This window comes from Pseudomonas sp. Mn2068, assembly GCF_049319725.1.
Lineage (GTDB): Bacteria > Pseudomonadota > Gammaproteobacteria > Pseudomonadales > Pseudomonadaceae > Aquipseudomonas > Aquipseudomonas gingeri.
In genome coordinates this window covers 117,146-127,968 of sequence record NZ_JBMOUG010000014.1, presented here as the reverse complement: position 1 = coordinate 127,968, position 10,823 = coordinate 117,146, and the positions used below count along the sequence as shown (strand labels likewise).

The 10,823-nt window shown below is 61.9% G+C and carries 17 protein-coding genes; 2 read left to right on the top strand and 15 right to left on the bottom strand.

The window, feature by feature from the left end; translation table 11 throughout:
• Positions 1-2 precede the first annotated feature (2 nt).
• The 15 genes from ACL9RJ_RS26015 to ACL9RJ_RS25945 all read right to left on the bottom strand — a co-directional run bounded on the left by ACL9RJ_RS26015 (position 3) and on the right by ACL9RJ_RS25945 (position 7,775).
• Positions 3-146, bottom strand: coding sequence for a DUF6890 family protein (locus tag ACL9RJ_RS26015; protein ID WP_377650686.1), 144 nt, complete (start codon positions 144-146; stop codon positions 3-5).
• A 20-nt stretch (positions 147-166) separates the two neighbouring features.
• Positions 167-454, bottom strand: a complete 288-nt coding sequence (locus tag ACL9RJ_RS26010; protein WP_017123984.1) for a putative phage tail assembly chaperone — start codon at positions 452-454, stop codon at positions 167-169.
• A complete protein-coding gene (locus ACL9RJ_RS26005; RefSeq protein ID WP_017123983.1) occupies positions 447-701 on the bottom strand; it encodes a hypothetical protein in 255 nt (84 codons plus the stop codon). Before ACL9RJ_RS26005 ends, ACL9RJ_RS26010 begins: the two co-directional genes overlap by 8 nt.
• Before the next feature lies 1 nt (position 702).
• Positions 703-1,065 carry a DUF1353 domain-containing protein gene (locus ACL9RJ_RS26000; RefSeq protein WP_017123982.1) on the bottom strand — a complete coding sequence of 121 codons (363 nt, stop codon included), beginning with the start codon at positions 1,063-1,065 and terminating at the stop codon, positions 703-705.
• Positions 1,055-1,270 (bottom strand): hypothetical protein, encoded by a 216-nt coding sequence (locus tag ACL9RJ_RS25995; RefSeq protein WP_017123981.1) that lies wholly within the window; start codon positions 1,268-1,270, stop codon positions 1,055-1,057. The genes ACL9RJ_RS26000 and ACL9RJ_RS25995 overlap by 11 nt, the downstream gene beginning before the upstream one ends.
• Positions 1,270-1,662 (bottom strand): D-Ala-D-Ala carboxypeptidase family metallohydrolase, encoded by a 393-nt coding sequence (locus ACL9RJ_RS25990; protein WP_017123980.1) that lies wholly within the window; start codon positions 1,660-1,662, stop codon positions 1,270-1,272. The genes ACL9RJ_RS25995 and ACL9RJ_RS25990 overlap by 1 nt, the downstream gene beginning before the upstream one ends.
• Positions 1,659-1,871 carry a TraR/DksA family transcriptional regulator gene (locus tag ACL9RJ_RS25985; RefSeq protein ID WP_017123979.1) on the bottom strand — a complete coding sequence of 71 codons (213 nt, stop codon included), beginning with the start codon at positions 1,869-1,871 and terminating at the stop codon, positions 1,659-1,661. The genes ACL9RJ_RS25990 and ACL9RJ_RS25985 overlap by 4 nt, the downstream gene beginning before the upstream one ends.
• Complete coding sequence (locus ACL9RJ_RS25980; protein ID WP_017123978.1) at positions 1,871-2,320, bottom strand: phage protein; 450 nt, start codon at positions 2,318-2,320, stop codon at positions 1,871-1,873. Before ACL9RJ_RS25980 ends, ACL9RJ_RS25985 begins: the two co-directional genes overlap by 1 nt.
• A 7-nt stretch (positions 2,321-2,327) precedes the next feature.
• On the bottom strand, positions 2,328-3,440 hold the full coding sequence (locus tag ACL9RJ_RS25975; RefSeq protein WP_017123977.1) for a DUF2586 domain-containing protein: 1,113 nt from the start codon (positions 3,438-3,440) through the stop codon (positions 2,328-2,330).
• 11 nt (positions 3,441-3,451) lie between these two features.
• Positions 3,452-4,129, bottom strand: coding sequence for a phage virion morphogenesis protein (locus ACL9RJ_RS25970; RefSeq protein ID WP_017123976.1), 678 nt, complete (start codon positions 4,127-4,129; stop codon positions 3,452-3,454).
• Positions 4,119-4,562: a phage tail protein gene (locus ACL9RJ_RS25965; RefSeq protein ID WP_017123975.1), complete on the bottom strand. Its 444-nt coding sequence runs from the start codon at positions 4,560-4,562 to the stop codon at positions 4,119-4,121. The genes ACL9RJ_RS25970 and ACL9RJ_RS25965 overlap by 11 nt, the downstream gene beginning before the upstream one ends.
• Positions 4,559-5,020 carry a head completion/stabilization protein gene (locus ACL9RJ_RS25960; RefSeq protein WP_017123974.1) on the bottom strand — a complete coding sequence of 154 codons (462 nt, stop codon included), beginning with the start codon at positions 5,018-5,020 and terminating at the stop codon, positions 4,559-4,561. Before ACL9RJ_RS25960 ends, ACL9RJ_RS25965 begins: the two co-directional genes overlap by 4 nt.
• A gap of 97 nt (positions 5,021-5,117) precedes the next feature.
• Positions 5,118-5,840 (bottom strand): phage terminase small subunit, encoded by a 723-nt coding sequence (gpM, locus tag ACL9RJ_RS25955; protein ID WP_103032904.1) that lies wholly within the window; start codon positions 5,838-5,840, stop codon positions 5,118-5,120.
• Complete coding sequence (locus ACL9RJ_RS25950; protein ID WP_017123972.1) at positions 5,837-6,856, bottom strand: phage major capsid protein, P2 family; 1,020 nt, start codon at positions 6,854-6,856, stop codon at positions 5,837-5,839. Before ACL9RJ_RS25950 ends, gpM begins: the two co-directional genes overlap by 4 nt.
• Before the next feature lies 1 nt (position 6,857).
• Positions 6,858-7,775, bottom strand: coding sequence for a GPO family capsid scaffolding protein (locus ACL9RJ_RS25945; protein WP_017123971.1), 918 nt, complete (start codon positions 7,773-7,775; stop codon positions 6,858-6,860).
• 163 nt (positions 7,776-7,938) lie between these two features.
• Between ACL9RJ_RS25945 and ACL9RJ_RS25940 the strand changes: the two genes are divergently transcribed.
• Positions 7,939-9,993 (top strand): terminase large subunit domain-containing protein, encoded by a 2,055-nt coding sequence (locus tag ACL9RJ_RS25940; protein ID WP_017123970.1) that lies wholly within the window; start codon positions 7,939-7,941, stop codon positions 9,991-9,993.
• A complete protein-coding gene (locus tag ACL9RJ_RS25935; RefSeq protein ID WP_377650689.1) occupies positions 9,905-10,783 on the top strand; it encodes a phage portal protein in 879 nt (292 codons plus the stop codon). Before ACL9RJ_RS25940 ends, ACL9RJ_RS25935 begins: the two co-directional genes overlap by 89 nt.
• Positions 10,784-10,823: the final 40 nt, after the last annotated feature.

Sequence of the window (10,823 nt, the reverse complement as noted above, 5' to 3'; positions counted from 1 at the left end):
TCCTATCCGTTCAGGGCGTGGGCGATGCCGTTCGCTACCGCGAACTCCATCCGCCGCCAATGCTCGTCTTCCAACCATTTGGCCGTGCCCATGTTTTCTATGGTGGGTTCGGCTCCAGGTAACCAGCGGTGGGTCAGGGCCAGCAGTTGGCCCAGACCGTCTTCGGTCAGTCGTTCGGCGTGGTCGAGGGCTTTTTTACGATGATCTCGACATCCGGCGAGTACTCTTCCAGGAGCGCGCCGGCGATCTGCATCACCATCACCGGGTTGGCCAGCACGACCTTGAGGTCGGCGCGCTCAGCCGGCTTAACGGTGTTGATCAACAGGTTGTTGGACGGGGCCACCTTGTTGTTGGCCGTCATGGCGTTGAAGTACTTGCTGATGTCCTGGGGCGTCAGGGTGAAGGTGAAGTCCTTTGCGCCGACTTCCAGGGTAATTTCGCGTGTCTCAGTCATGGTTGCGGATCCGTTGGTTCAGGGTTTTAAAGTGGGTATCGAGCTGGGCCCGCAAGCTGTGCTCAAGCTTGTCCATGGCCCGCTCAATGTCGTTGTGTTTCGGGTAGTTCTGGGCGATCTCCACGCGCAGCTCCAGGTGTTCGCGTCGGGACTCACTGACCTGGCGGAACAGAAAGGCCTGGAAGCCGATCACGGCGGTCAACAGCAGTTCAGGCAGCAAGGCCATCAGTCTCTCCAGCATTTCCATGTCAGGCGCTCCAGGTGCCACGGCCGCCGATACGCACGGCCTGCCACATCAGCCAGGCCAATGCGGTGTTCATGCCCTCCTCGCGCAGGGCGTCGTAGAAGATCCGGTCGGCCTCGGCCTTGGTGAACCGGTGGGTTTCGTGGGTGTAGATCCGGTCATGCAGCACCGAAGGTCGACGCGCAGCGGGTTCCTCCCGATCAATCAACCAGCGCGCCAGGCGCGGCACGCTGGCCAGATCCGACAGGTAGCCGATCGGCACCTGGATACGGCGACCGTCGAGGGTCACGTACTGCAGCGGCCGGACCACCTGCCACCGTGTGTGGCCGGGCCGGTGACGCAGCTCCAGGTCGCTTTCAAAGGGCATCGGCGGCGCACTCCACCCGGACCTTGTTCGGCGCGGTATCGGCGGCGATCTGCTGACGCAGCAGCGCCCGGGCCGGCATCGGCGCCTTGCAGTACGCCCCCACCAACGTGGCGGCACTCTGGGCCACGACCAGGCGGGCATCACTGAAGGCACAGCCCACCAGGGCGACACCGAAGAACAGGACAGCGATAAACAGGCGATTCATCAGTAGCTCCAGATCATTGGACTGGGGAGACGGCCACCGACCGGGGCGGTGCCGAGGTGCAGAAAACGAGCGTTGCCGCGCTGACTGACGCCGATCCGGGTAAACCCGAGGTTCAAGGCCAGTTGCAGCAGCTGCAGCGCCTCGGCACCGCGAATCCGCACGTCGACGGCCTGTCCCTGGCTGTGTTCGCCCGGCTCGGTCTTCTTGGCCTCTTCCGGATGCCGGCGGCAGCGGAAAGCGCTGCTCAATGCCATGGGCTTGCCGAACAGCTCGCGCAGCTGCTGCAGGCGGTCCATGAACGCCGGATCCATTTCGCTACCGTCACTGCTGCATTTGCCGCACTTGCAGCGCAGCTCAGCGGCGGAAAAGTTCTTCCAGGTGCGCAGGGTCATCGGCGTTGTCCTTGCTCGAAAAGGGATTGGCACGGGGTGCAGCGGACGATTCCGCCCAGCGCCTGGCGCTTCTCCGGAATGGGGTTGTCACAGTCCAGGCAGTGGCTACGGCTCGGCCCGATCGGCCGCGGCGTGGCCAACTGGGCGGCGATCGCCTGGTCACGCTGGCGTTGCTCCAGGGCCTGGGCGCGGTCAAACGGGCAGACCATCAGCGCAGGCCCTCGATCTCGGTCGATGCCAGGTATGGCACGCCGTTGATACGGACAAAATCAGGGCTACCGACGCTGAACTGGACCTTGTGCTTGGACTTCTCGCCGCCTTTCGGGTCGACACTGAGCAAGCTGGACACCTTCAACTTGCAGCCGAAGGCTTCGATACGCAGTTCTTCGTCGCCGGCCTTGGCAAAGAACACCGCATCGAAGGGTTCCAACTGGCGGAAGCTGCCGGCGGAGCGGGCGGCCTCGATCAGCAGATTGAAGTTGTTGGTGTCGAACTCGAATTCGCCGGCACCGGCTACGTCGCCATCGACATGGCCGTCTGGCACGCCCTTGGTCAGCGCAACCGCGCTGTTGTCGGTGATATCCAGGGTGCAGCTCTCGACATGGACCTGGAGATCCCCCAGGTTGATGTCGAAGTTCTTACCGCCAATGCGGGACATATGGGGGTTACTCCGAATCGTTGGAAAGATCGAGGGCGATGTTCGCCGTCAGGTCTTTCGGGCAGTTGAGGGGCTTGACCTTGAGGAACAGCTCCACCACGGTTTTGCTCTTCCACACCAGGACGATGTCGCCGTCCTTGGGCGCCTCGATCTCGCCGGGGAACTGCTGACCGGCGAAGATCGAGGACTTGGCCATCTGACGAAGCGGCTTCATCAAGGCGCTGACAGCGGCGGCCATGCTGTTGGGCGTGTTGTTCAGGCGCCGATCGGCAACGCGCTGGATCAGCAACGGACGCACCTGCCGGGCGGCCTTATCGGCAATGCGCAGGTACTCGACCACTTGAAAGTCGCTCGCCGGCGCATCGAGCATGTTGCCGTCGCCCCAGAACACGCCCGGGTAATCCGGATAGGTCTGCGAGACAGAGAAACGGGCCTTGTCCAGCTCGGCGCGGATCGAGGACGGCAGCGGGATACCTTCCTTGTCCTTGGGGGTTGGGCCCAGGCCCAGGACGGTGCCGGTGGCCACCCGCATGGGGCTGTCGGCAATGCTTACGGCAGCGTTGGCCAGGCGCCCGGCAAGAACACCAAGGTCATTACCGTGCAACTGGGGGACAACCAAGACACGCGGCGCGGCGAGATCCTTGGTGATCGCCTTCTGCAGCACCAGGTACTCCGACCAGGACTTGTCTGCACCAATGCCGGCGGTGCTGGCCATGATGAACAGGCGACGGCCGTAGGTGTTGCTGACCGCGACAGCGGCGTCATGCATGACCGACAGATCCGCTGCAGCCGCCACCGGTGCGGTGATCACAGCCGCTTCGACAGAGAACCCCTGCTGCTGGGCCTTTTCCAGGGCGTTCGACCAGTTGCCGTCCGCGCCGATCGGCGCCGCAAGGCAGGCCCAGCGGTCGCCGCCATTCAGCCGTGCCGCCTTGACCTGGGTTTTCAGGTCACTGTCAGGCAGGCCCAGGGCCGCATCCAGGTCGCTGTCGGTGTTCAGGGCCAGAAGCTGGCCGACGCTCTTGGCCCCCGGGCCAATGAACAGAAAATAGCGCTCGATCTCGGTCACGGCGCCCTGGCCGAGATTGAGATTGTTGACGCTGACTTTGCCAAGTGCCATGCAGTGCCTCGTTAGCGGGTGGAATTCAGGATTTGTTGCAGCACCTGGTTAACCAGCTGGCTGGTTTCCTGGTCGCTGCTGCCGAGGAACTGGCGCTTAGGCAGGGTGATTTCCCAGCTCTGGGCACCGGTGCTCTCGGCTTTTTCATCGGAGAGGATGCGAATCAGCAGCCCCGCCTTGGCGTAGTTCACGTGCTCCTTGATCCACGCCACGGACGGCCTGGTCAGGGTCTTTTTGCCCGCCTGGCGCACCTTGAAACCAAGCCTGCGCAGGCGTTTGGCCTGTTTGTCTGTGGCGGCCAGACCTTCGGGCACCCTGTTCCAGCGGCGCATCTGCGCGGCAGTACGGCGCTCGGACGCGCCGTTGTGCTGTTGCGCGGCGACCCATGAGGTCAAGCCGTTACGCCAGCCCAGGGTTGCGGCGTCGGGACTCACGTTGGTGACCTGCAGCAGCTTGCCCAGGCCGGCCTCCATCTTTTTTTTGCCCTTGCTGTCGCCTTTGCGAGCCTCGAAGGGCGAGCCGTCCAGGTTCTGCTGATCGCGGATCCGCTTGCGGCTCATGCTCCGCACGCGCTTGCTGACGTTGTTCAGCAGCCGCCGGCGCAGTTGCGGAGGCAGGCTCAGCAAGGCCAATTGCTCGCGGATCCCCAGCTGGCCCCGGGCATCGAGTTCGAAAAGGCTACGTGCCATGGCTGCGCACCTCGCCGTGTTCAGCGGTCCACAGCTCGAACTTGGTCAGGCCGTAGTACTTGTCACCGACTTTGATCGGGCCGTCCGGATCCTCGGCCAGGTGCTGGGCCTCTTCGAACTCCAGGGTCAGCTCCACGTCGAACAGATCGCTGTCCAGGGGCTCAACAGCGAAGTTCGGCGCCGGCAAGCCGTCCCGATCGGGGTCAAAGGATTCAAGCCAGGCGCCGACCAGGGCCATCAGCAGCACCGGGCTTTCGGCGAAGCGCTCCATCACCAGGACGGCGCGATAGCGCATATCCCCCATGTGCATGCCGCTTTCGCTGGGCTTCCAGATCAGGTCCAGGCTTACCTGCTCGGTGAAGCTGTCCAACTGCTCCGGAAGCACCAGGTTCTGTTCCAGGAGATACGCGGTCAGCGCGCGCAGCTTGTTCACTGCAGCGACACCGTGATGCGGCTGCGGCCCTGCAGGGCACGGACAGCCTGCTGGCTGAACTCCTGGTACTTCTCGCCGCGCTCAGGGGCTTCCTTGCCCGTGTTCTCGGCGCTTTCGCGCCGGGTAACGGTGGCGAAGTCGGTCAGCAAGGCGCCTTTGGCGCGGCAGTACACCGCACGCTTGTACAACTCGACCTGGTGCGATCGTTCAGGCAGTAGTCTCGAATCAGCCGTGGCCACGTTGGTGATGCCTAGCGCCTGCCACTTGGCAGTGAGGCGGTGTAGATCCTGGTTCACCTGGTACATGGCCATGTTGAGTTGAGTGACCAGCAGATCCGCCAGGTACTCGCCCGGAAGGCGGTAAGCCTTCTGGAACTCAGCCAGGGAGAGGTCGGGCCAAAAGCCGTTGTTCTCGATGGTCTGGTCCACAACCGTGGTGGGCTTGCCTGAAAAGCTCATGCTGATCACTCGAAAAGGGCGGGAAGCCTGTTTTTCGTGGGGCGGGCCATAAATGGTCAACACACGTCCACAGGTTCCCGCTGGGGGGGGTAGTCGGTTATTCGGAAGGCGTTTCAGCCTGTTGTTTCTTCAGTGCGCGTCGGCAGTTCTCGATCCGCGTGTCCACGCCGACCTTGGGGTACAGCGTGGTGGCACGTTCGAAGTGAACAAGCGCGAGAGCCCAGTCCTTGGACTCCATGGCACGGATTCCCACCAACTTGTGGTACTTGGCAGGGATCTGCTCAGTCAGATGCCATTCGCCGTCGACGCGGGTCAGCAGGTCCGACAAGTAGGGCTCCGGACTGCGTTTGGCGTTGTACTCGGCATAGGCCCACTCGATCACTGCGTCGGCGACAAAGGTCTGGATGTCGCGGCGCTTGAAGCGCTCCGGCATCGGTTGGCCCTGGACGATCGCGAACTCAGCCAACTCCAGCCCATCGTCGAACTGCTCGGTGTCAAACAACCAGACCATGACCTGCACAAGGACTCGGTTCGGGAAATTCAGACCCGATTCGCAATAGCGGGCGACGTAGTCCTGGTACTTGGGCAGCAGCTCGCTGCGCTTAAGCAGTTGCCGTCCCGCCAGACCGTTGATCGCGCTCAGTCGCGCCAGGTCCTCGTCCAGGGCCGCCTCCTGCAGCGCCAGGTGTTTGCGGGCATTGGCCGGGCTGCTCAACGCCTCAGCCGGGGAGTACGGAACGGCAGCCGCCGACAGCGCCACGGTGGCGGCGGTCACACCCTGGGCCAGGACGCGGCGTTTGTGCGCCAGGGCCAGGCTCACGCTACAAGCTCCACGTTTTCGGTCAGTGCGATCTTTTCCAGTTGCTCGATCACATAGCCTTCATTGCGGCTGTTGTAGTCCTCGACGCGGGAGCGCTTCGGATTGTCGATTGTCTGCTTGCGCCAGCTGGTGTCCTGGAAGTAGATCGACAGGTTGTCCCAACTGGTGACCAGCACGGCGTTAACCGGGAAATTCGGCACGCTGAAGGACGGCAGACCGCCATAGGTCGAGATGACCTGTGCGTTCTCGATTCGCTCCTTTTCGGTCGGGGTGTCGCCCTGCTTGGTGTACAGCTTGGCCTTGTCGGCGGCCAACAGGTCGCTGCCGATGATGGCCACCAGGTCGCCGTCTTCGCGCAGGATCTCGTCGACCATTTGCTTAGTGTCGTGCACCAGGGCGTCGAGGTTCGCGTAGTCACCACCGGCGCCGAGGGTGACCTTCCCAGCAATTTTGCCTTCCTTGAGCACTTGCTGCGGGGCCTGCTCACGCAGTTGCTGCAGCCAGCCCTTGTTCACGTCCTGGAGCTTCGGATTGGCGGCCAGGTCAGTCTGGTTCGCTGCGTGCGTGCCGTGGAAGCCGATCACGATGCGGTCTTGAGCAATACGCTTCTGCACGGCGGCAGAATAGCGGTCCTGGAAATCCGAAAACTTGGCCCAGGCGTCGATCTTGGCGTGCGGCAACCCGACGTCCGACTGAGTATCAGCCAACTCGTAGGTGGTGTTTTCCAGCGCCGAAGCATCCTTGGCTTCACGATCGGTGGTCTTGGTGTTGGTACGGCCGGTAACCGGGCCGTTGACACCGATAAACACCTTTTCGCCCTTGATCTCCGACACTGGCACGACGTTGATGCGCTCCAGGAAGTCGGCCTTGGCGGTGATCGAGTCGTTCAGTTCCTGGGCAACCGACGGTTCGACGCTGAATTGCTTGCTGGCACTCTCGACGCCGTAGGTTTCTGCAAGGGCGGCCTGCAGCTTGGCGTATTTTTCGGCGCCATTGGCGCTCAGTGGCTGTGCCATATCAGAGCACCCGCTTCTTGACAGTGGCTACCGGGCCGGAATTGCGCGGCAGTTGGCGACCATTAGGGGTGTTCTGGATCGCGGTGAACTGCTTTTGCAGGCTCGCCAGCGCATTCAGAACCGCCTTGTTCGAGGCGCCGCCCTTGCGGCGGAACTCACGTTCTTCTTCAGCGGTAGCGACGATCTCGTCAACCGCTGCGCTCACGTCGTCGATCGGAGCCTGATCGGGTTCTGGTGCTTCTTCGGCAGCAGGCTCGACGACAGCCTGAATGCCGGCAGCGACGACCAGCAGCTGCGCCAGCAGGGCTTTTAAGGCCGTTGCGGTAGCTTCATCCATTGGGGTTTTGCTCTCGGTGGGGGTGGGTTCGGTGGGGCTCTCTTCAAGGCCGAAGCGCTTGAACAGACTGGTAAACATGGCGAACAACTTCGGCAGCTCGCTTTGAGGCTGGGGGTCACGCAGGGAGCCAAGTTCAACCGGGGCGGCGTAATACGCTGCCTTGTGGGTTTTCCTCGAAAAGTAGAGTTCCTGGGTGCCCAGGCTGGCCGGTTCGTCGGTGATGCCCAGGCCGGTCAAATAGGCTTTGCCGCTGCCGGCGAAATTCGGGCAAATCTCGATACTGGAGAACAGCTTCTGCCCCTGGTCGTTGAGGTAGAGCAGTCGGTCATTGGGCTTTAGCTGCGCCTCCAGGCCGATCTGACCTGGCTCCAGGTCGTCACCCTCCTCAACAAGACGCACCGCAAAGACGGTGCCGTGAGATCCTGACCACCGTTCGTGGTCGCACCAGATCACCGCCGTGTACTTGGACGGCTTGTAGGTTTCGGCGATATCGCGCAGTTCCTGGGGAGTGATCTCGCGTCCATCAACGGTAGGACCGCTGGTGGCAACACGTTTCCAGTAAGAGACAAGGGAACGGGGCATGAGTGATAACTGCGCTCAATCGGTGGTTTGAGCCGCCACGATAGGGAGCCGATCGACCTCGAACAAACGGTTCAAATGCGCGTTTCTCCTAGATTCGACATCTAGGTGAATCACGGAATTTAACCTCGCGTTTCCAGCGTTTTCGCCGCATAGACTGCGGCCCATGTATTACTCGACCGAAGTTAAAGAAGCCGCCAAACGCCTGTTTCTGCGCCGCTGCAAGGCAAAGGAAATTCAGGCGCAACTCAACCTGCCCAATATCCGGATCGTGTACTACTGGATCCGCCAGGGCGGGTGGGAAGACATGCTGTCGGACGAAGAGCCGCTGACGGCTGTCGGCCGGCGTATCACCCTGCTCCTGGACAAAGTAGGCAGTCTGTCCAAGGACGATCTGAACGAGCTGGACCGGCTGACCGCCGTTCGCGAACGGCTACTGAAACAGGCGATCAAACCGGCGCCGGCGGCAGTACCGACCAGAGACGACCAGGGCGAGCCCCAGGAACCGCGCCAGCGCTCACGTGGCGAACGTTCCGGCCGTGGCGAGGGTGGAGGCAAGAAAAAGGAGAAGAAGGCCAAGAACGACATCAGCGAGCTGACCGAAGTCGACTTCTTGGATAAGTTCATCAGCAAGATGTACCGCTACCAGCAGGAACTGTTCGCCGCCAAGCAGAACCCGCTGACCTGCAGGATCCGCAACATCCTCAAGAGCCGCCAGGTGGGCCTGACCTACTATTTCGCCGGCGAAGCGTTCATGGACGCGGTACTCAGCGGCGACAACCAGGTGTTCCTGTCCGCCAGCCGATCGCAGTCGGAGATCTTCCGCAGCTACATCATCCAGTTCGCAAAATCGTGGTTCGACATCGAGCTGACCGGCAACCCGATCGTGCTCAGCAACGGCGCCGAACTGCGCTTCCTGTCGACAAACAGCAGCACGGCGCAGGGCTATCACGGCCACGTCTACGTCGACGAATACTTCTGGATCCGCGATTTCGAGAAGCTCAGCACCGTGGCCAGCGCGATGGGCACACACAAGAAGTGGCGGAAAACCTATTTCTCGACGCCCAGCGCGGTGTCGCACCAGGCCTACCCGTTCTGGACCGGCGAGGAGTTCCGCAACAGCAAGCGCGGCAAAAAGGCCGGCGGCACCTGGCCGGTGGAGTCGGCGTACACCGCTGGCGCGCTGTGCCCGGACGGCCAATGGCGCAAGACGATCACCATCCAGGATGCGATCGACGGCGGCTGCGATCTGTTCGACCTGGAGCAGCTGCAGCTGGAGTACGACGAAGACAAGTTCCAGCAGCTGTTCTACTGCAAATTCATCGACAGCACGCAGAGCGCGTTCGGTCTGAAGGACCTGGAGCGTTGCTATTCCGACCTGTCGTTGTGGGAGGACTACAAGCCCGACGACGATCGGCCGTTCGGCAACAGCCCGGTCTGGCTGGGCTACGACCCAAGCCGGACCCGCGACGATGCCACCTGCGTGGTCATCGCGCCGCCGCTGGAACCCGGGGCGAAGTTCCGAATCCTGGAGAAACACAGCTGGCGTGGGCATTCGTTCACCTACCAGGCCGCCCAGGTCAAGAAGCTCACCGAGCGCTTCAACGTCCAGCACATCGGCATCGATGTCACTGGCGTGGGTTACGGCGTGTTCGACCTGGTGCGCGACTTCTACGCGAAGGCCACGCCGATCCACTACAGCCTTGAGGCGAAAAACGCCCTGGTGCTGAAGGCGCAGGACACGATCCAGGGCAGCCGTATCGAGTGGGACGCCGGCTGGACCGACATCGCCCAGGCCTTCCTGACCATCAAGCGTGGCACCACCAACAGTGGCCAGGTCACCTACAGCGCGTCACGCACCGACGCCACCGGCCACGCCGATATCGCCTGGGCGGTGATGCACGCCCTGGCCAACGAACCTTTGAACACGAACAAGCGGCGCCGGAGCCGCTACCTTACGAGCGGAAGCCATGCCCAAGCCACGACACAATCGCAAGGTCGCCCAGCAGGCGCGACAGCCACAGCCAATGCGGACATTCACCTTCGGAGAGCCCGAACAGGTGCTGTCGGGCAACATCGGCGAGTACCTGGGCGTGTTCCCCAGCGACGACGGCGAGATCTACAAGCCGCCGGTGTCGCGTCCGGGCCTGGCCAAGCTGCTGCGTGCCAACGCACACCACGGCGCCATTCCGAAGTTCAAGCGCAACCTGCTGCTGCGTGAGTTCATTCAATCCGCGGGCTGTAGCACGCAAACCATGGGCCGGGCCGGCCTCGACTACATGGTCTTCGGAGAGGCGTTTTTCTACCGCGACACCAACGCATTTGGCCAGGTCCTGGAGCTGCAGCACCTGCCAACGATCAATATGCGGGTCAAGGTAGACGGTGGCTTCCGGATGCTGATGCCGGACAACAAGTTCATGGACTTCGACCAGGACGAAATCGAACACGTTCTGGACTACGACGTTGAACAGAACATCTACGGCGTTCCGGACTACCTGGGCGGCATGCAGGCGCTATTACTCAACGAAGCCGCGACCCTGTTCCGCCGGCGTTACTACAGCAACGGCGCGCACGCCGGTTACATCTTCTACACCAACGATCCGGACCTGACCGAGGAAGACGAAGAGAACCTGCAGGCACAGATCAGCGCGAGTAAGGGTGTGGGTAACTTCCGCTCGATGTTCGTGAACATCCCGAATGGCAAGGAAAACGCGATTCAGATCATTCCCGTGGGCGACTTCCAGGCCAAGGACGAGCTGGAGAAGGTGAAGAACATCACCCGCAATGACGTGATCGCGGCCTGGCGCATGAACCCGGCGCTGGCCGGGATCATTCCGGAGAACAGCGGTGGTTTCGGCGACATCGAGAAGATCGATCGGGTGTACACCAGCAACGAAATCCGGCCGATCTGTCAGCTGTTCAACCAAGTCAACGACACGTTGCGAGAAGACAGGCGCTTCACCTGGACATCAGCCAATATACCAGTTGAAAGCACTACCCAATCTGGCTAATAGAGCCAATACCACTACGCATTATGGCAAAATAGTGGCT